The sequence below is a fragment of the Streptomyces sp. NPDC001348 genome (genome assembly GCF_053597535.1).
Map to the genome: position 1 here is coordinate 180,012 of NZ_JBSFIK010000010.1, position 19,777 is coordinate 199,788.

The following is a 19,777-nucleotide window of genomic DNA, read 5'->3' on the forward strand; positions in this document are numbered from 1 at the left end:
GGTACGCCGAGGGGCGGCACCCGGGATCCGGGTGCCGCCCCTCGTGTGCGCGGTGCGGCTAAGCCGCGAGCTTCGTCAGTGCCGCGTCGATCCTGGCCAGCGTCTTCTCCTTGCCCAGGATCTCCAGGGACTCGAAGAGGGGCAGGCCCACCGTGCGACCGGTCACGGCCACGCGGACGGGGGCCTGGGCCTTGCCCAGCTTGAGGCCGTGGGCCTCGCCGGCGGCCAGGACGGCCTCCTTAAGGGACTCCGCCGAGGTCCAGTCGGCGGACTCCAGCTTCTCGCGGGCCGTACGGAGCAGGTCGCCCGCGCCCTCCTTCATCGCCTTGGCCCAGCTCGCCTCGTCGTGGACCGGCTCGCCGAGGAAGAGGAAGTCGACGTTCTCGGTGATCTCCGACAGGACCTTCAGCCGGGTCTGCGCGTGCGGGGCGACCGCCTGCCACTTCGCCTCGTCGAAGTCCTCCGGCGCCCAGGGGGCGAAGGGGGCCTTGAGCCAGGGCGCGCAGCGCTCCGTGAAGTCCTTCACATCCAGCAGACGGATGTGGTCGGCGTTGATCGCCTCGGCCTTCTTCAGGTCGAAGCGGGCCGGGTTCGGGTTCACGTCCGCGATCTCGAAGGCGGCGATCATCTCGTCGATCGTGAAGATGTCCTGGTCGGCCGAGAGCGACCAGCCGAGCAGGGAGAGGTAGTTGAGCAGGCCCTCGGGGAGGAAGCCGCGCTCCCGGTAGAGGTTGAGGGAGGACTGCGGGTCGCGCTTGGAGAGCTTCTTGTTGCCCTCGCCCATCACGTACGGCAGGTGGCCGAAGGCCGGGATCCCCTTGGCGATCCCCAGCTCGGTCAGCGCCTTGTAGAGCGCGATCTGGCGCGGGGTGGAGGAGAGCAGGTCCTCGCCGCGCAGGACGTGGGTGATCTCCATCAGGGCGTCGTCGACCGGGTTGACCAGTGTGTACAGCGGGGCGCCGTTGGCGCGGACGATGCCGTAGTCCGGGACGTTCTCCGGGGTGAAGGTCAGCTCGCCGCGGACCAGGTCCGTGAAGGTGATCGTCTCGTCGGGCATGCGGAACCGGACGATCGGGGTGCGGCCCTGGGCCTCGTACTCCTCGACCTGCTCGGCGCTCAGGTCGCGGCAGTGGCCGTCGTACCCGGAGGGCTTGCCGGCGGCGCGGGCGGCCTCGCGGCGGGAGTCCAGCTCCTCCTGGGAGCAGTAGCAGCGGTAGGCGTGGCCGGCCTCGAGGAGCCTGGCGGCGACGTCCCTGTAGAGGTCCATGCGCTGCGACTGGCGGTACGGCGCGTGCGGGCCGCCGATCTCGGGGCCCTCGTCCCAGTCGAAGCCCAGCCAGCGCATGGAGTCGAGGAGCTGGTTGTAGGACTCCTCGGAGTCTCGGGCCGCGTCGGTGTCCTCGATGCGGAAGACCAGGGTGCCCTGGTGGTGCCGGGCGAACGCCCAGTTGAACAGGGCGGTGCGGACCAGTCCCACATGGGGGTTACCGGTGGGCGAGGGGCAGAAACGGACGCGTACGGGGGAGCCGGGTGCGCTAGCCACGCTTGACAACCTTGTTAGTGAGAGTGCCGATGCCTTCGATGGTGACGGCGACCTCGTCGCCGACGTTCAGGGGGCCGACCCCTGCCGGGGTGCCGGTGAGGATCACGTCGCCGGGGAGCAGCGTCATGGCCTCGGAGATGTTGACGACCAGGTCCTCGATGGAGTGGACCATCTCGCTCGTCCGGCCCAGCTGGCGCTGTTCGCCGTTGACCGTCAGCTGGACGGTCAGGTCGGACGCGGTGGCGAGGTCCAGGTCCGTCTCGACCCAGGGGCCGAGCGGGCAGGAGGTGTCGAAGCCCTTGGCCCGCGCCCACTGCTTCTCCCGCTTCTGCACGTCGCGGGCGGTGACGTCGTTGGCGCAGGTGTACCCGAAGATCACGTCCTGGACGCGCTCGCGCGGCACCTCGCGGCACATGCGGCCGATGACCACGGCCAGCTCGGCCTCGTGGTGCAGTTCCTGGGAGAAGGGCGGGTACTGGATCTCGTCGCCCGGGCCGATCACCGAGGTCGAGGGCTTGAAGAAGGCGAAGGGCGTCTCGGGGACCTCGTTGCCGAGTTCACGCGCGTGCTCGGCGTAGTTGCGGCCGAAGGCCACGACCTTGTTGGGAAGTACGGGCGGCAGCAGCCTGACCTTGCTGACCGGCACCTTCGTGCCGGAGAGAGTGAAGTCCGCGAACGGGATGCCCTTGATGATGTCGAGGACGAGTTCGTCCTGCTTGTCGCCCTCGACCGCGCCGAAGGCGACGTTCCCGTCGATGGAGAACCTGGCGATGCGCACGGGATCCTTGCGCCCCTTAACTTCTGACCGAGCCGGCTGGAGTCTGACGATCCAGGCTAACGCGGAAGAGGCCCGGGACCTCGCGCATCACGAAGGGCGCCCCTGGCATCGGGGCGCCCGGTTTCCGTACCGGCCGCGTTGAGCATCCGGCGGCCGGTGCGCGTACTACTGCGCGACGGAGGACCCGACCGGGACCTCGACGAGGACGGTGCGCCTGGGGTTGGCGGTTTGGGTCGGCAGTTCGACGGAGTGCTCCGGCTGTTCCGGGGTCTGCAGGTCGCCGGCGTCCTCGAGGTGCGCCAGGGTCGTGCGCCGCGGGTTGGCTATCGTGCGGAACATCATCGTCGTCTTCACGGTTGCGGTCGTCCTGTTCGTCTTGTCACTGTTGCCGTATTTGTAAAGAGCCAGGCTAAACACGCCATTCCCCAGCGGAGTCGTGAAGTACTCATGATCGACGTGTGAGTTTGCTCACGAATGGGGAGACATCTCGGTCAATTCCGACCTTGAATCTTCACCGGAGAAACGGACATTGGGCCACTGAAGCCACCATTCCGCTCCTGATCATGGCGACTGGGACACCGGCCGCACGCAGGCAACCCGCCGGACTACGTCCGCTTTGCCCGTGAATTGCCTCCACGTCCCGTAACGCAGCACTCACCTGCTGTCACGGAGGTCACAGCTCGGCCCCGGCCCTTGTTGGAGATCCGGCACTGTGCTGGAATTCCACGGACCGCCGCAGGATCGAGCCGGCGCACAGGCGGCGCGACGCAGCGCCGATGTGGCGGCGAGACAGGGGGAGCCAGCGCCGGTCACCCACAGACCCCCCAAGGAGGGCGTTTTCAGGGCGCTCTCCACAACGCCGACACCGTGTCCTTCCGTTCTCGCGGAGGGGCGCCTGGTCCAGAGGTTGCGACGCTAGTGCAGGGACGTTTCAAGAGGGATGGCAGCGCTTCGGCGGAGCCGGAGCCGCATGGCGGGACTGGCCCCGTGAAAGGCAGCTCCGCGCCCCAGCACGCCCAGAACCCGGGCCCGGCCCCGTCCGGCGACGGCGGTGAGCGCCCCGGGCGCCCCGGCGTGTCGGCACCATCGGGACCCACGAGCCCCGCTCCCGCGGTGAAGCCGGTGAAGGGCCCCTCCGGCCCCGGCACGCGCATGGCACTGCGCAACTGGCGCATCTCGACGCGCCTGGTGTCGCTGCTCGCGCTCCCCGTGGTCGCCGCGACCTCGCTGGGCGCGCTGCGCATCAGCCAGAACGTCGACGACATCCAGCAGCTCGACAACATGAAGCTGCTGACGGACATGACCAAGCAGGCGACCGAGCTGGCCCAGGCGCTCCAGGACGAGCGCGACCAGTCCGCCGGCCCGCTGGCGCACGGCGCCACCCCCAACGGGGACTACGCGGTCAAGGGTCTTTACGAGAAGACCGACCACGCCCTGGACAACTTCAACGACGCCTCCGAGGAAATCGACACCGCCAGCAAGAAGGGCCAGCTGCAGGGCGTCCGCGACAGCCTCGTCGGTCTGGCCGGCCAGCTCGACCAGCTGGCGAAGATCCGCAAGGCCGCGTACCAGTCCAAGAACAACTCGACGCAGACGGTGGAGTCGTACCACCGCCTGATCACCCAGCTGGTCGACCTCTCGCAGGACATGGCGGAGGCGTCCAGCAACCCGGAGATGATCTCGCGCACCCGCGCCCTGGCGGCGTTCTCCACCGCCAAGGAGTACGCGTCCGTGCAGCGCGCGGTCCTCGCCGCGGCCCTGCCGGAGACGAACACGACGTCCGGCCACCTCTCCGACAACGACCGGCTGTACGCGCAGTCGGCGCAGAGCAGCGAGACCTCCGAACTCAGCATCTTCCGGAAGATCTACGCGGACCAGAACCCCGAGGAACTGCTCAAGCCCATCGACGAGGGCAACGCGACCATCGAGTCCGCGGACACCTACGCCAACCGCGCCCTCAGCAGCGCCGACGGTCTCGCCGAGCTGCAGAAGCGGTCCTACCGCGACTGGGTGGACGAGAGCTCGACCAAGATCGAGCAGATGAAGAAGATCGAGCACACGCTGCTCGAGGACATGGAGCAGAAGGCCCGCGAGCTGCGCTCCGCCTCCGAGCGCGAGGCGATCATCTCCGGTGCGCTGATCCTGCTCGTGCTCGGCGTCTCCCTGGTCGGCGCCTTCGTCGTGGCCCGCTCCATGATCCGCTCGCTGCGCCGTCTGCAGGAGACGGCCACCAAGGTCGCCCAGGACCGCCTGCCCGAGCTGGTCAAGCAGCTGTCCGAGTCCGACCCGCAGGATGTCGACACCTCCGTGGAGTCGGTCGGTGTGCACTCCCGGGACGAGATCGGCCAGGTGGCCGCGGCCTTCGACGACGTGCACCGCGAGGCGGTCCGTCTCGCCGCCGAGCAGGCCCTGCTGCGGGGCAACGTCAACGCGATGTTCACCAACCTCTCGCGCCGCTCCCAGGGTCTGATCCAGCGCCAGCTGTCGCTGATCTCCGAACTGGAGTCCCGCGAGGCCGACCCGGACCAGCTGTCCTCGCTGTTCAAGCTGGACCACCTCGCGACCCGTATGCGCCGTAACGGCGAAAACCTCCTCGTCCTCGCCGGTGAGGAGCCCGGCCGCCGCTGGACCCGCCCGGTCCCGCTGGTCGACGTGCTCCGCGCCGCCGCGTCCGAGGTGGAGCAGTACGAGCGCATCGAGCTGGCCTCCGTGCCGACCACCGAGGTCGCCGGCCGGGTCGTCAACGACCTCGTGCACCTGCTCGCCGAGCTGCTGGAGAACGCCACCTCGTTCTCCTCGCCGCAGACCAAGGTCAAGGTGACCGGTCACGCGCTGCCCGACGGCCGCGTCCTGATCGAGATCCACGACACCGGTATCGGACTCTCCCCCGAGGACCTCGCGGCGATCAACGAGCGGCTCGCCTCGCCGCCCACCGTGGACGTCTCCGTCTCCCGCCGCATGGGCCTCTTCGTGGTCGGCCGGCTGTCCCAGCGGCACGGCATCCGCATCCAGCTGCGCCCCTCCGACTCCGGTGGTACGACCGCGCTGGTCATGCTCCCGGTGGACGTCGCCCAGGGCGGCAAGAAGCCCGCTCCCGGCAAGCCCGGCGGCCCGTCCTCGGGCGGCCCCGCCGCCGCGCAGGCCGCCGCCGGTGCGGCCGCGGCCCGGCGGGGCAACGGCGGCCCGCTCGGCGCGGGTGCGCCCGGTGGCGCGCTCGGCGGTGGCTCCCCCTCCGGTGGCGGACGCCCCGGCGCCGGTCCCGGCCAGCGTGGCCAGGTCGGCGCGGGCCAGGGACCGCGGGCCGCGCTGCCCGGCGCGGGCCAGGGCGGCCGTCCGGGTGCGCCCGGTACGCCCGGCGGTCCGCGCGGACCGCAGCAGGGCCGGCCGACGGCGCCCGGCGCGGGCGGCTTCGGCGGTCAGGCTCCCGGTGCCCCCCAGGGTCTGCAGGCCGCCGGTACGGGCGGACCTCAGCAGGACGCCTTCGGCAGCCGCGGCCCGGTGCCCCCGCAGCGCGGCAACAACGCCGGCGACCAGGGCCGCCAGCCCCAGCTGCCGCCGCGCGGCGGACCGCGCGCCGAACTGCCCGGCGGCAACCCGCAGCGCACGCCCGAATGGGGCGACGAGAACTCCCGGCAGCCGCAGTCGCGCGCCTCGCTGGACGCCCCGCGCGGCCACGACGAGCAGGACGCGGCGCAGACCTCGCGCATGCCGCGCATCGACGACCGGCAGGGTCCCGGTGCGACCGCGGAGATGCCCGTCGTCCCGCGCGTCGACGACCGCCAGGGCCCCGGCGCCACGGGCGAGTTCCCGCGTCCGGACGTGAGCGGCGTGAGCGTGAACGGCTCCCGGCACCAGTTCGACCGCCCGGCCCCCGACGGCCAGCAGAACAGCGGCCAGTTCCCCGGCCCCGCCGCGGGTGGCCAGCAGTCGGGCCCGTTCGTCCGCTCCGACGTCTTCGGCGCCCCGGCCGGGCAGCCGAACGGTGCCGGCCCGGGCCAGTTCGCCGCCCCGCAGGCGTACGACGCCGGTTCCACCGGTCAGTTCGCCGCACCGGGCTACGACAGCAACTCCACCGGTCAGTTCGCCACCCAGGACTTCGACGCCGGGTCCACCGGGCAGCACTCCCTGCCCGGCCGCCAGGGCGGCTCCGGCACCGGTCAGTTCGAGCGGCCGCAGCCGGACGGCCGGGGTGCCGACTTCGGCGCGCCGCGTCCGCCGGCCCCGCAGCAGCGTCCGGTCCGGCAGGAGCCGGAGAACCGGGGCGCCGCGCAGCGGCCCAGCGACGGCTGGGAACTGCCGCCGGCCACCGGCCCCGGGGACGGTCGCACACCGCTGTACGACACCCTGGAGACCAACTGGTTCCGGGGCGGTCAGGGCGAACCGCAGCAGAGCAACGGCTCGGCTCCGGCTCCCGCCCCGCAGCAGCCGCAGGCGCCCGCTCCCGCGGCCTCGGCCGCTCCGCAGCGTGGCACCACCAACTCCTGGCGCCCCTCGCCGAACGACGATCTCGTCCGGCAGGCGGAGCGCGTCCGGCAACCGGCCGCGGGCGGCGTCACCACCTCCGGACTGCCGCGCCGGGTGCCCCGGGCCAACCTCGTCCCGGGCACGGCTCAGCAGCAGCAGCACCAAACCGGTCCGCAGGTCTCGCGTGCGCCTGACGACGTACGCGGTCGGCTGACCAATCTCCGTCGGGGTATCGCGCAGGGTCGTCAGGCCGGCAACGGTCAGACCGGCAGCTTCCCGAGCCCCACTCACCAGCAGGAGCGTTAGTTGAGTCCGATGAGCCAGGCGGCACAGAACCTGAACTGGTTGATCACCAACTTCGTGGACAACACCCCCGGGGTGTCCCACACCGTCGTCGTGTCCGCCGACGGTCTCCTTCTGGCGATGTCCGAAGGCTTTCCGCGTGACCGCGCCGACCAGCTGGCGGCCGTCGCGTCCGGGCTCACCTCGCTGACGGCCGGGGCATCCCGGATCTTCGAGGGCGGGAACGTGGCGCAGACGGTCGTGGAGATGGAACGCGGGTTCCTGTTCCTGATGTCCGTCTCGGACGGGTCTTCCCTGGCGGTCCTGGCCCACCCCGAGTGCGACATCGGCCTAGTCGGCTACGAGATGGCCCTGCTGGTCGACCGGGCGGGCGCGGTGCTCACGCCCGACCTGCGCGCCGAACTACAGGGCAGTCTGCTTCACTGATCGGCTCCGGTACCACCCACCTCACCACATCACCGTCCGGCCGCCACAATCCCCCCACCGGCCCGTCAGACGGCTAGCCCGACCGACTTGCTGTCCCGCCCGGAGGATTCATGACCCCGCCCACCGCCTCTCATGATCCGTACGCCGAGCCGTACGGGGACGAGGGCGACCAGCCGCTGGTACGTCCGTACGCGATGACCGGCGGCCGGACCCGGCCGCGCTATCAGCTCGCCATCGAGGCGCTGATCAGCACCACGGCCGACCCGGCAGCGCTCATGGGGCTGCTCCCGGAGCACCAGCGGATCTGCCACCTGTGCCGTGAGGTGAAGTCGGTCGCCGAGGTGTCGGCGCTGCTCGCCATGCCGCTGGGCGTGGCCCGGATCCTCGTCGCGGACCTCGCCGAGGCCGGTCTGGTGGCCATCCACCAGCCGGGCGGCGACGAGAACAACGGCGGCGCACCGGATGTGACGCTGCTCGAAAGGGTGCTCAGTGGACTTCGCAAGCTCTGACGGGGGCCGGGCGACCACCTCCGCGAAGATCGTGGTGGCGGGTGGCTTCGGCGTCGGCAAGACCACGTTCGTGGGCGCCGTCTCGGAGATCAACCCGCTGCGCACAGAGGCCGTGATGACGTCCGCCAGCGCGGGCATCGACGACCTCACCCACACCGGAGACAAGACGACCACCACGGTCGCCATGGACTTCGGCCGCATCACCCTGGACCAGGACCTGATCCTGTACCTCTTCGGTACGCCGGGCCAGGACCGGTTCTGGTTCATGTGGGACGACCTGGTGCGCGGTGCCATCGGCGCGGTGGTGCTGGTGGACACCCGGCGGCTGGCCGACTGCTTCCCGGCGGTGGACTACTTCGAGAACTCGGGCCTGCCGTTCGTCATCGCCCTCAACGGCTTCGACGGCAACCAGCCCTACACCCCCGACGAGGTGCGCGAGGCGCTGCAGATCGGGCCGGACACCCCGATCATCACCACCGACGCCCGGCACCGGGCCGACGCCAAGAGTGCGCTGATCACGCTGGTGGAACACGCCCTGATGGCCCGCCTGAGGTAGATCAAATCGAGAGTGCGGTACGGCAGTTGTCGTAAACACACCGGAGCCGACTGTGGCCTTTGACACGGTCGGCTCCGGTGTTCATAACGTTTCGGCAGAGGAATCGGGTGGTATCGCCACGCGTCGCGGTCGGCTGGTGCCGCTGCGCGCACGAACGCCCCGCGTTTTGGCGGGGCTCGTTCTTTATGACCGTTTTATCTGGGGCTTACAAGTGCGCGCTCTGGTGGTTTCCGCTGTTTGGAAGTGCGTAGGGCCGCATGCTGGAATGCCTGAACTGCCCAATAGTCAAAGACGTACTCCCTAGTGGTCGATGGCACACAGGGCTCTGAGAGACTGCGGCACGACGTAGGTGCCCGCCGCCGAGAGGTTGTTGGTCGAGTGAGGCGAAGCAAGAACGGTCCCGAGCCGTCGGCGCGGGGCAACTTCACCCCGCCGCCGCGCGCTGCGGCGCCCGCCCCTGTGCCCGGTGCGGAGCCCGTGGACGCCCCCGCCAAGAGCGGCGGCCGTTTCTCCCCGCGCAACTGGCGCGTGCCGACCCGGCTGAACGCGATCCTGCTCATACCCGTGGTCGTCGGCCTCGTGATGGGCGGCTTCCAGGTCAAGGGCTCGATCGACACCTGGCAGAACGCGCAGGACGCGGAGAACACCGCCCGCCTGGTCCGCGCCGCCCTCGGTTATGCCGACGCCCTCGAGAACGAGCGGGACAGCACCGCAGCGCACCTGCTGAAGGGCAAGGGGCAGACCCCGCAGGACAAGGCGGCCGTCACCTCGTTCCGCGCGAAGACCGACAAGGCCGCCGACGCCTTCGACCAGGCCGCGCAGAACATGCCGAACAAGTCCGGCCTGGTGCGCCGGCTGAAGCTGTTCCGCCTGGCAGAGCCCCAGTTGCAGACGCTGCGCGCCGCCGCCTACACGAACAAGCTGACCGGCGTGCAGACCGAAGAGGGCTACGTCGAGATCTCCCACCCCCTGATGGAGTTCGCCAACGAGCTCGGTCTGGGCACCGGCAACATCACCTCGTACGGCCGTACCGTCTACGCCATCTCGCTGACCAAGGCGGCGCTGTCGCTGGAGCGCTCGATCGGCATGCACCTGCTGATCAACCCCGGCCCGGACGCAGGCAACCTCGCCACCCAGCGCGTCTCCCTCTCCTCGTACGCCTACCTGGAGCGGATCGCCATCGAGGAGTACGTCGGCGGTGGCACCGCGGCCGACGAGCAGAAGCTGACCGCGGCCCAGCAGAAGCTGCAGGCCGACGGGGCCGCGATGGCCCAGGCCGCCAAGGCCAAGAACCCGAACTACGTACCGCCGCCGTCCAACCCGAACACGATGGTCTCGGCCCTGGCGAACCTCCAGGACACCAGCACCGCCACCCGCGCCGGGCTCGCCCAGAAGGGCATCACCGCGCAGAACTGGTGGGCGGTCAACACCCTGAAGTTCGACGCCTACCGCAAGATCGAGTCGGACCTGGCCGACAAGGCGGTGAACGAGGCCTCCGGCATCGCCGCCGACGCCAAGACCTCCGCCATCATCACCGGTGCCGCGGTCGTGGTCGCCCTGCTCGCCGCGTTCATCCTGGCCGGCATGGTGGCCCGCCAGATGAGCCGCTCGATGCGCCAGCTGCGCAACGCCGCCTTCGGCATCGCCGAGCAGCGTCTGCCGATGCTGGTCGACCAGCTCTCCCGCACCGACCCCGGCCGGGTCGACACCCGGGTCGCGCCCATTCCGATCAACACCCAGGACGAGATCGGCGAGGTCGCCCGGGCGTTCGACCAGGTCCACCGCGAGGCCGTCCGGCTCGCCGCCGAGCAGGCCCTGCTGCGGGGCAACATCAACGCGATCTTCACCAACCTCTCGCGCCGCAACCAGTCGCTGATCGAGGGCCAGCTGACCCTGATCACCGACCTGGAGAACAACGAGGCCGACCCGGACCAGCTGGAGAACCTCTTCAAGCTGGACCACCTGGCCACCCGTATGCGCCGCAACGGCGAGAACCTCCTCGTTCTCGCCGGTGAGGAGCCGGGCCGCCGCTGGGACCAGCCGGTCCCCCTGGTCGACGTGCTGCGCGCCGCCTCCTCCGAGGTGGAGCAGTACGAGCGCATCGAGCTGTCCGGCGTCCCCGAGGCCGAGATCCACGGCCGTGCCGTGACCGACCTCGTGCACCTGCTCGCCGAGCTCCTGGAGAACGCCACCACGTTCTCCTCGCCGCAGACCAAGGTCCGCGTGACCGCGACCCGTCTCCCCGACGGCCGCATCATGATCGAGATCCACGACAAGGGCATCGGTCTGACGGCCGAGGACTTCGCCGACATCAACCACAAGCTGGCCAACCCGCCGACCGTGGACGCCGCGATCTCCCAGCGCATGGGCCTCTTCGTGGTCGGCCGGCTGTCCGACCGGCACGGCATCCGGGTCCAGCTGCGCCCCTCGGGCGAGCAGGCCGGCACCACCTCGCTGGTCATGCTCCCGGACGCGATCACCCACGGCGGTGGCGGCGACCAGGCGCTGGACCGCGAGGAGTTCACGGTCTCCCAGATCATCCCGGAGCGGGAGTTCCAGGGCGAGAACTTCAACCAGGGCCAGCCGATGCGCACGGCGGCCGAACTCGGCTTCGACGACAGCCGCTACACCGAGGTCCCCGACGACATCCGGGAACTGGACCCCGTCGGCCGCTCGCTGATGCGCGAGGAGCGCCGTGCGGCCCTGGAGGGCCGGACACACTCCCCGCAGGAGATCGAGGGCGGCCATGCCGGCCCGGAGACACCCGCGTACGCCGACGAGTTCGACGCCCAGGGCTACGACGGCAGCCGTACCGGCTACCAGGAGCAGCCGGCGGCCTACGACCCGCAGGCGTACCAGGAGCAGCAGCAGACGGCGTACAACGAGCCGCAGCAGCCTGCCTACGGGGAGCAGTACTACGCGCCGAACGGTCACCTGCCTCAGGGCGAGGCGTTCTCGTCGGGTGGCGGCTACCCGGAGCCCGCGTATGCGGAGCCGGTCCAGGAGGAGCCTGCGGCCGTCCACTCCGCCGCGTCCGAGTCGTACCCTGCCTACGACGAGCAGGCCTACCAGGACGACTGGCCGCAGCAGGACGGTTACCGGAACGGCTACCCCGCCCAGTACGCTCCCGAAGCGGAATCCGTGCAGGCCGGTGACGTGGACGAGCGGGACCGCGTAGGCTTCGACCGTCCGGAACCGACCCCCTCCGTCGGCCACGCACTGACCGACGCCGGGCTGCCCCGCCGCGGATCCACCGCGAGCGGCTCGAACGGCGCGAACGGTACGCGGCAGGAGAGCCGGGAAACGCCGGCTCCCGCAGCGGAGAGCAACGGCAACGGCAACGGTGACTGGCGCTCGGCGAACGACGCGCGCTGGCAGCAGGCCGCACAGCTCCGGAAGCCCAAGGCGGGCGGGGTCACCTCCTCCGGTCTGCCGCGGCGGGTACCCAAGGCCAACCTGGTCCAGGGCGCCGCCGAGAGCACCCCCCAGGGAGGCCCACAGGTCTCCCGCGCTCCGGAGGACGTCCGGGGCAGGCTGAGCAACCTGCGCCGAGGCGTCCAGCGAGGGCGCAACGCAGGCAGTGAAACGAACGGCCAGGGCTTCGGTCCTGACAGCACCTACAACCAGGAGCGTTAGTGTGAGCCCGATGAGCCAGGCGGCACAGAACCTGAACTGGTTGATCACCAACTTCGTGGACAACACCCCGGGGGTGTCCCACACGGTGGTGGTCTCCGCCGACGGACTCCTTCTGGCGATGTCCGAAGGCTTCCCCCGTGACCGCGCCGACCAGCTCGCGGCCGTCGCCTCCGGTCTGACGTCTCTGACGGCAGGCGCCTCCCGCATCTTCGAGGGCGGCAGCGTCAACCAGACGGTTGTGGAGATGGAGCGGGGATTCCTGTTCATCATGTCCATTTCCGACGGTTCCTCGCTGGCGGTCCTGGCGCACCCGGAGGCGGACATCGGCCTCGTCGGGTACGAAATGGCGCTTCTGGTGGACCGAGCGGGCACGGTTCTTACCCCGGATCTGCGTGCGGAACTCCAGGGAAGCCTTCTCAACTAGTCAACAGACGGTGCGTTTTCGCGTCCTGGCGCCGTAAGGTTTCGGGACGCGGCTCCACAGGGATGGGTGCCCGGCACAGTCGGAGGAGGAGAAAGTGGCAACACCCCCAGGCGGTTCGTCGTCGGGCAACTGGTCGTACGGACCTGCCCAGGGCCAGGGCGACGGTTCGGCGAACCGGTACAACTTCCCCTCCGCCCCGAGCCACCGGCAGCCGTACGCGCCGCAGGGCCCCGGCCCTTCGCCCTACGACCAGCCGCCCGCGCCGCGTATCCAGCCGGTGCAGCCGCAGCGCCGCCCTGAGCCGTCGCCCGCCGGGGCGTCGAACAACCCCTTGGTGCGTCCGTACGCCATGACCGGTGGCCGGACCCGCCCGCGGTACCAGCTCGCCATCGAGGCACTGGTGCACACCACCGCGCAGCCGCACCAGATGCAGGGCCAGCTGCCCGAGCATCAGCGGATCTGCAACCTCTGCCGAGAAATCAAGTCGGTAGCCGAGATCTCGGCCCTCCTGACAATCCCTCTCGGCGTGGCCAGGATCCTCGTCGCCGACTTGGCGGAGGCGGGCCTGGTCGCCATCCATCAGCCCGGCGGCGACGAGAACGCCGGTGGCCAGCCAGACGTGACACTGCTCGAAAGGGTGCTCAGTGGACTTCGCAAGCTCTAGCGGCGGTCCTTCCCGCTCCACCACCTCCGCGAAGATCGTGGTGGCGGGCGGCTTCGGCGTGGGCAAGACCACGTTCGTCGGCGCCGTCTCGGAGATCAACCCGCTGCGCACAGAGGCCGTCATGACGTCCGCTTCGGCCGGCATCGACGATCTCACCCACACCGGAGACAAGACGACCACCACGGTCGCCATGGACTTCGGCCGCATCACCCTGGACCAGGACCTGATCCTGTACCTGTTCGGCACCCCCGGCCAGGACCGGTTCTGGTTCATGTGGGACGACCTGGTCCGCGGCGCCATCGGCGCGATCGTCCTCGTGGACACGCGCCGTCTCGCCGACTGCTTCCCCGCGGTCGACTACTTCGAGAACTCGGGCCTGCCGTTCGTCATCGCCCTCAACGGCTTCGACGGCAACCAGCCCTACTCCCCGGACGAGGTCCGGGAGGCGCTGCAGATCGGCCCCGACACCCCGATCATCACCACCGACGCCCGCCACCGCGCGGACGCCAAGTCGGCGCTCATCACTCTCGTGGAGCACGCGCTGATGGCACGGCTCCGCTAGCCGGTACGCCATATGGATGGGCGGGCCCTCCCCGGTGGGGAGGGCCCGCCCATCCATGTGCGACGGGTACAACGGGTACGCACGGGCACGGACGCACCCGCGCACCCGCGCACAGGCGCACAGGCGCACAGGAAAGGGCCCCTCCAGGCGGAGGGGCCCTTTCCTACGACGAGCGGCGCAGCCTAGCCGTGCCAGCTGTGCGGGGCGCGGAAGCCGGGCTCGCGCTCCAGGCGGCGCCAGCCTGCCTTCGGGCGGGCGGCGCGGTGCTCCGGGGCGGAGGGGGCGGCCGCCGCACGGGCCAGGAGGACGGCCGTGATGGCGGCGACCTCCTCGGGCTCGGCGTGGCCCTTCTCGACGCGGATCTCAGTGTGGTCCATGGGTGTCAGTCTCCGTGAGAGAGGTTTCCGCAGGGGTACCGCGGAGGTTCCGCCGGGTTACTGCGGCGGGTTGCCGTGCTTGCGGGACGGGAGGTCGGCGTGCTTGGTGTGCAGCATCGCCAGGGACTTCACGAGCACCTCGCGGGTCTCGGCCGGGTCGATGACGTCGTCGACCAGACCGCGCTCGGCCGCGTAGTACGGGTGCATCAGCTCGGCCTTGTACTCCTTGACCATCTTCTGCCGCATGGCCTCGGGGTCCTCGGCGCCCGCGATCTGGCGCCGGAAGATCACGTTGGCCGCGCCCTCCGCGCCCATCACGGCGATCTCGTTCGTCGGCCAGGCGTAGGTGAGGTCGGCACCGATGGACTGGCTGTCCATGACGATGTACGCACCTCCGTAGGCCTTGCGCAGGATCAGCGAGATCCTCGGCACGGTGGCGTTGCAGTAGGCGTACAGCAGCTTCGCGCCGTGCCGGATGATCCCGCCGTGCTCCTGGTCGACACCGGGCAGGAACCCCGGTACGTCGAGGAAAGTGACGATCGGGATGTTAAAAGCGTCACACATCTGGACAAAGCGCGCAGCTTTTTCGCTCGCCTCGATGTCCAGGACGCCCGCGAGGACCTGTGGCTGGTTGGCGATGATGCCGACCACCTGGCCGTCGAGGCGGGCCAGCGCGCAGATGATGTTGCGGGCCCAGCGCTCGTGGACCTCGAGGTAGTCGCCGTCGTCGACGATCTCCTCGATGACCTTGACCATGTCGTAGGGCCGGTTGCCGTCCGCGGGCACCAGGTCCAGCAGGACGTCCGAGCGACGGTCCACCGGGTCCGTGGAGTCCACCCGGGGCGGGTTCTCCCGGTTGTTCTGCGGGAGCAGGGAGAGGAGGTAGCGCACCTCGGCGATGCAGGTCTCCTCGTCGTCGTAGGCGAAGTGACACACACCGGAGGTCTCGGCGTGCACGTCCGCACCGCCGAGCCCGTTCTGGGTGATCTCCTCGCCCGTCACCGCCTTGACCACGTCGGGACCGGTGATGAACATCTGCGAGGTGTCACGGACCATGAAGACGAAGTCCGTCAGAGCGGGGCTGTAGGCCGCACCGCCGGCGCACGGGCCGAGCATCACGGAGATCTGCGGGATGACGCCGCTCGCCTTCGTGTTCCGCTGGAAGATCCCGCCGTACCCGGCCAGCGCCGAGACGCCCTCCTGGATACGGGCGCCGGCACCGTCGTTGAGCGACACCAGCGGCGCCCCGGCCGCGATGGCCATGTCCATGATCTTGTGGATCTTCGTCGCGTGGGCCTCGCCCAGCGCGCCACCGAAGATCCGGAAGTCGTGGGCGTACACGAAGACCGTACGGCCCTCCACCGTGCCCCAGCCGGTGATCACACCGTCCGTGTACGGCTTCTTCGCCTCCAGCCCGAACCCGCTCGCCCGGTGCCGGCGCAACTGCTCGACCTCCTGGAAGGACCCCGGGTCCAGCAGCAGCTCGATCCGCTCCCGGGCCGTCAGCTTGCCCTTCGCGTGCTGCGCCTGGGTCGCCTTCTCGCTGGGGCCGGCCACGGCCTGCGCACGGATCTCGTGCAGCTCGGCGACCCGCCCGCGCGCGTCCGTCGGCTCGGTGCTCGGCACGTCCGTCGGCTCACCCGTCGTCTCTTCCAAAACGGTCATGTAGCGACCATACGAAGGACGCCAAGGAAAACGGGCCGTCGACTCCGTACAGTCTCCGACCCGTTTTCCTGGTACCACTGAACAGAACCACCACGGGATGCAGCCCTTCTGACTGCTCAGAGGGCGCTGGCGTTGTAGCTTCACCACAAAGAAGTCACCGCAGGACCACCTCACATTCGTGCGTGGAGCATGCCATCCCCGGAGTGACGAGGACCCTCAGACGGCGGCCCGCCGAGAGGACCTCCACCGTGTCGTCGGCCCGCACCACCGAGCGCACCGGGTGCTCCCAGACGATCTCCACCGGCTCGCCGGTGCGCGGCGGCTCGCTGACACAGAGCCTGGCCGTCCGCCCCCGGGTCCGGAGCAGCACGGCGGCACCGGCGGAGGCGCTCAACCGCCCCGCCGTCGCGGCCCGCCAGAAGACGGCGGCGGTCAGCCCGAGCGAGGGCACGGCGACCGCCTGCCGGCGTGCGTCGTTGGCGAGCACCGACAGCCAGTGCCGGTCGGCGGCGCGGACGGCGACCCGACGGGCGGACGCGCCGGGGAGCAGGACGTACACGTACGCGGCGTCCACCGGGTCGGTGCCGTGGTCCAGCCAGAGGGTCTGCCAGCGCCGGGTGCGCCGCTCCGCCGTACTGGTGGTGTTGATGTCGGACCAGGCGCCGGTGCGGTCCTCACGGAGGGTGCGCAGGCAGGAGTCGCCGTACGGCAGGATCCAGCCGCCGTGCCCTTCGAGGTGCGCCCACCCCGGTCCGCGCACGAAGGTCTGTCCGCCCCCCTCCCCCAGGTTCCGGTTGTCCACGACCGTCTCGACCGGGACACCGTCGGCGCAGGTGATCCCGGCGCCGAGACAGATCACCGCGTCCTCGAGGAAGTACCACGACTTGCGGGCCTCGAGCGTGGAGTCCAGTCCCTTCACCTGCTGGCCGACCGCCGCGTACTGGCCGTCCGTCGTGCCCCCGACCCAGCGCACGTCCGGTCTGGGGGCACCCCACTCACCGCCGGCCCGGTCGGCGAGGCGCCTGGTCGAGACGGTGGTGCCGGGCAGCCGGTACCAGTCCACCGTGGGCCAGAACCAGTCGGTGTACTGGTCGGACCGGGTACCCGGTCCGCCGGCCCACCACTGGAGCATTCCGGCACCCGTGTGCCAGCCGCGCGGGTTCTCACCGTTTCCGCACTCGTACGCGGCGATGCGCTCGCTCGACATGGACAGGCCCGCGACGAAGCCGGGGCGGCGGTGCACGGCGCGGTCCATGGCGGCGAAGAGACGGTGACCGACGGGTTCGGGCAGGGCGTCCACCGGCGAGTCGGCGACGGCGTGCAGCCGGGCGAGATCGGCGACCTCGAACTGAGGTGCTGTCAACAGGGGTGCGGTCGTGTCCCGTTCGACCCACCCCTTGATGAGCCCGTACCACCGCTCCCGTTCCTCCCGGTCGGCTGCGGCCGCCAGCAGGGCGATGGCGGCGATGAGCTGCCGCCCGTGGAAGTGGTCGCTGCGCATGACGTGCTGGTCGTCGCTGAGCAGGTAACCCCGGCTGATGGCGCGCCCGTTGACGCAGTCCATCACCAACCCGTCATGGATGAGGGGCGAGTAGGCCTGCTCCACACTCTCGAGGATGTTCCGCCGATCCGGATCGGTGACCTCCCACGCCGACCCCGCGAGCAGTGCGAACAGCCGTCCGAGCCCGTCGAGCAGGACCTGCCCGTACGTTCCCGAGTAGGCGACCCAGGTGTGCTGGACGAAGGAGCCGTCGGCGTACAGCCCGTCGCCCCGGGTGACGTACGGGAAGACCGGCGCGAGGGCGTCCCGGGCGAGCGCGATCCGGTCGGCGGCCCGGCCGAGGACGCCGCGCAGGGCGACGCTGCGGCACAGGTCGACGCGGTTGGCGCCGGTGGAGGTGCCGGAGTAGTCGGTGAGCATCTCGTCGGGGACGAAGTGGTCGACGGCGGCGCAGGCGGCTGCGATCCGGGCGTCGCCGAGGTGGTCGTACAGGGCGGCCGTGATGTCCATCAGCAGACGGGGACTGCCGATCTGCCACTCCCACCAGTTGCCGTAGCGGGTGGTGGCGGGGTTGTAGACGGTGGCGGAGAGATGGTCGAGCCCGCGCAGCACGTCCGTGAGCAGGCCGGCGTCGCCGGTGCAGCCGGTGCCGTCCTGCACGTACGCCTGGGTCATCGTCCACAGGCGGCTGTAGCTCTGGGTGATGCCTGCGGGCGGGTCGAAGGGGTGACCGGGCCACAGGGAGGTGGACGTCGGGGCCATGGCGGTGCGTAAGGCGCGGGCGAGTTCACCGGTCCGGGCGAGACGGTCGGCGAAGGGCTGGGCGGTGGGGTCGTAGCCGTCCCCGAGGGCGATGCGGAGCCAGCGGTGGCGCAGGTCGTCGTACGGGTCGGGGACGGAGGCCGGTCCGGTGGGTCCGGCGGCGTGCGCGGAACCCGGCGCGGCGGCGAGGGTGCGGACGGCGAGCGGGGCGGAGGCGAGGGCGGCGGCCAGGAAGGCTCGGCGTGAGGATCGCATGGAGGCCATACCCCTCCCGTTTACCGCATGGGGCGGCAGGCGCAACACACGCGGCGATGACGTTGAAACGCGAGAGGAATAGGTCTACGGTCGCAAGTGTTGAGCTCATTGAAGATTCAACATCACCGGCGCATTCACAGGCGAATCACCGGCGACCCGCCCCAAGGAGCACGCCATCATGAGCATCTTCGGCCGCAAGCACACCGACGAGACCCCCGAGACCGCCGCCGCGTCCGCACCGGCCGCCGACCTGGCCTCACTGACCGGCGACTACACCATCGACCCGGCCCACTCCACGATCGGCTTCGTGGCCCGGCACGCCATGGTCACCAACGTCAAGGGCAGCTTCCTTGAGTTCACCGGCGCGCTGCACCTGGACGGCGGGAACCCGGCGAACTCGACGGCCGTGATCGACGTCAAGATGGACAGCATCAACACGGGCAACGCCGACCGTGACGGCCACCTGAAGTCGTCGGACTTCTTCAAGACCGACGAGTTTCCGACCATGACCTTCCGCTCCACCAAGGCGGAGTCCCTCGGCGGCGACGACTACCGCATCACCGGCGACCTCTCCGTCCTCGGCGTCACCAAGCCGCTCACCATCGACCTCGAGTTCAACGGCGCCGCGAAGGACCCCTTCGGCAACGAGCGCGTCGGCTTCGAGGGCAAGGCCGAGATCCTGCGCTCCGAGTGGGGCCTGACCTGGAACGCGGCGCTGGAGACCGGCGGTGTCCTCGTCTCCGACAAGATCAAGCTGAACTTCGACATCTCGGCGATCAGGAACGCGTGACCGCACGCCCACCCGCCGACCCGCCGCCCTGACCCGAGGGCTCCCGTCCGGCGCGACGGTGAGCTCCCGGGCCGCCGCCCTGACCCGAGGGCTCCCGTCCGGCGCGACGGTGAGCTCCCGGGCCGGACGGTCGGCCAGGCACCAAGCGCTCGGACGACCTGGCCTCGCGCTCTCCCCCTCCGCATGGAGTGAGTTCCTTGACGGCATCCCCTCCTGAAAAGACCGACTGGGTCTTCCTCTTCTCGTGCAGCAAGGCGCCGGGGCAGCCGAACCCCATCCATGCCCTCTGGGGTTGACTGCGTGAACGCGGCATCGACTGGATGCCGTTCGCGTCGGAAGAGCTTCGCCTCGATCTCGCATGCGGACGGGGGCTGGACGGAGACCCGCACGGCCGGGTCGGTCTCTCGGTCGACGCCCGGGCCCTGCGGCGGCTCGGGCTGCATCCGGACCAGCCCTCCGCGGCGAACGGGGTGTCCCCGCCGGCGCGGTGGCACGCCTCCGGGGAGCGGTACGCGGCGCGCTATTGGCGGTAGCCCACGGTAACCGCCCCGCTTCGGCACCG

At 70.4% G+C, this 19,777-nt stretch carries 16 protein-coding genes; 10 read left to right on the forward strand and 6 right to left on the reverse strand.

The window, feature by feature from the left end:
• Nucleotides 1-58 precede the first annotated feature (58 nt).
• The 3 genes from gltX to ACWC21_RS13975 all read right to left on the reverse strand — a co-directional run bounded on the left by gltX (nucleotide 59) and on the right by ACWC21_RS13975 (nucleotide 2,675).
• On the reverse strand, nucleotides 59-1,543 hold the full coding sequence (gltX, locus tag ACWC21_RS13965; protein WP_450881360.1) for a glutamate--tRNA ligase: 1,485 nt from the start codon (nucleotides 1,541-1,543) through the stop codon (nucleotides 59-61).
• Nucleotides 1,536-2,321 carry a fumarylacetoacetate hydrolase family protein gene (locus ACWC21_RS13970; RefSeq protein WP_450881362.1) on the reverse strand — a complete coding sequence of 262 codons (786 nt, stop codon included), beginning with the start codon at nucleotides 2,319-2,321 and terminating at the stop codon, nucleotides 1,536-1,538. Before ACWC21_RS13970 ends, gltX begins: the two co-directional genes overlap by 8 nt.
• 165 nt (nucleotides 2,322-2,486) lie before the next feature.
• The gene (locus tag ACWC21_RS13975) at nucleotides 2,487-2,675 is read right to left on the reverse strand and encodes a hypothetical protein (protein WP_450881364.1); all 189 of its coding nucleotides are present in this window, start codon (nucleotides 2,673-2,675) and stop codon (nucleotides 2,487-2,489) included.
• A gap of 564 nt (nucleotides 2,676-3,239) precedes the next feature.
• Between ACWC21_RS13975 and ACWC21_RS13980 the strand changes: the two genes are divergently transcribed.
• The 8 genes from ACWC21_RS13980 to ACWC21_RS14015 all read left to right on the forward strand — a co-directional run bounded on the left by ACWC21_RS13980 (nucleotide 3,240) and on the right by ACWC21_RS14015 (nucleotide 13,865).
• Nucleotides 3,240-7,091, forward strand: coding sequence for a nitrate- and nitrite sensing domain-containing protein (locus ACWC21_RS13980; protein ID WP_450881366.1), 3,852 nt, complete (start codon nucleotides 3,240-3,242; stop codon nucleotides 7,089-7,091).
• Nucleotides 7,092-7,100: 9 nt separating this feature from the next.
• Nucleotides 7,101-7,514 (forward strand): roadblock/LC7 domain-containing protein, encoded by a 414-nt coding sequence (locus ACWC21_RS13985; protein WP_003973453.1) that lies wholly within the window; start codon nucleotides 7,101-7,103, stop codon nucleotides 7,512-7,514.
• Between the two features lie 110 nt (nucleotides 7,515-7,624).
• The gene (locus ACWC21_RS13990) at nucleotides 7,625-8,023 is read left to right on the forward strand and encodes a DUF742 domain-containing protein (protein ID WP_019058642.1); all 399 of its coding nucleotides are present in this window, start codon (nucleotides 7,625-7,627) and stop codon (nucleotides 8,021-8,023) included.
• Nucleotides 8,004-8,579, forward strand: coding sequence for a GTP-binding protein (locus tag ACWC21_RS13995; protein WP_360958612.1), 576 nt, complete (start codon nucleotides 8,004-8,006; stop codon nucleotides 8,577-8,579). Before ACWC21_RS13990 ends, ACWC21_RS13995 begins: the two co-directional genes overlap by 20 nt.
• Nucleotides 8,580-8,957: 378 nt before the next feature.
• A complete protein-coding gene (locus tag ACWC21_RS14000) occupies nucleotides 8,958-12,215 on the forward strand; it encodes a sensor histidine kinase (protein WP_450881369.1) in 3,258 nt (1,085 codons plus the stop codon).
• Nucleotides 12,216-12,225: 10 nt separating this feature from the next.
• Nucleotides 12,226-12,639 (forward strand): roadblock/LC7 domain-containing protein, encoded by a 414-nt coding sequence (locus ACWC21_RS14005; RefSeq protein WP_033321188.1) that lies wholly within the window; start codon nucleotides 12,226-12,228, stop codon nucleotides 12,637-12,639.
• A gap of 94 nt (nucleotides 12,640-12,733) precedes the next feature.
• Nucleotides 12,734-13,303: a DUF742 domain-containing protein gene (locus ACWC21_RS14010; protein WP_388796717.1), complete on the forward strand. Its 570-nt coding sequence runs from the start codon at nucleotides 12,734-12,736 to the stop codon at nucleotides 13,301-13,303.
• Nucleotides 13,284-13,865, forward strand: coding sequence for a GTP-binding protein (locus ACWC21_RS14015; RefSeq protein WP_029183992.1), 582 nt, complete (start codon nucleotides 13,284-13,286; stop codon nucleotides 13,863-13,865). The genes ACWC21_RS14010 and ACWC21_RS14015 overlap by 20 nt, the downstream gene beginning before the upstream one ends.
• A 182-nt stretch (nucleotides 13,866-14,047) precedes the next feature.
• On the opposite strand, the gene ACWC21_RS14020 is transcribed toward ACWC21_RS14015, so the two are convergent.
• The 3 genes from ACWC21_RS14020 to ACWC21_RS14030 all read right to left on the reverse strand — a co-directional run bounded on the left by ACWC21_RS14020 (nucleotide 14,048) and on the right by ACWC21_RS14030 (nucleotide 18,425).
• Nucleotides 14,048-14,242, reverse strand: a complete 195-nt coding sequence (locus ACWC21_RS14020) for an acyl-CoA carboxylase subunit epsilon (RefSeq protein WP_450881372.1) — start codon at nucleotides 14,240-14,242, stop codon at nucleotides 14,048-14,050.
• 57 nt (nucleotides 14,243-14,299) lie between these two features.
• Nucleotides 14,300-15,907, reverse strand: coding sequence for an acyl-CoA carboxylase subunit beta (locus ACWC21_RS14025; RefSeq protein WP_389152222.1), 1,608 nt, complete (start codon nucleotides 15,905-15,907; stop codon nucleotides 14,300-14,302).
• A 154-nt stretch (nucleotides 15,908-16,061) separates the two neighbouring features.
• Entirely contained in the window at nucleotides 16,062-18,425 is a 2,364-nt protein-coding gene (locus tag ACWC21_RS14030) for a polysaccharide lyase 8 family protein (RefSeq protein ID WP_450881374.1), read from the reverse strand.
• Between the two features lie 178 nt (nucleotides 18,426-18,603).
• On the opposite strand from ACWC21_RS14030, the gene ACWC21_RS14035 reads away from it, so the two are divergent.
• Nucleotides 18,604-19,215, forward strand: a complete 612-nt coding sequence (locus ACWC21_RS14035; protein ID WP_450881376.1) for a YceI family protein — start codon at nucleotides 18,604-18,606, stop codon at nucleotides 19,213-19,215.
• Nucleotides 19,216-19,535: 320 nt separating this feature from the next.
• Nucleotides 19,536-19,748 carry a hypothetical protein gene (locus tag ACWC21_RS14040; protein ID WP_450881378.1) on the forward strand — a complete coding sequence of 71 codons (213 nt, stop codon included), beginning with the start codon at nucleotides 19,536-19,538 and terminating at the stop codon, nucleotides 19,746-19,748.
• Nucleotides 19,749-19,777: the final 29 nt, after the last annotated feature.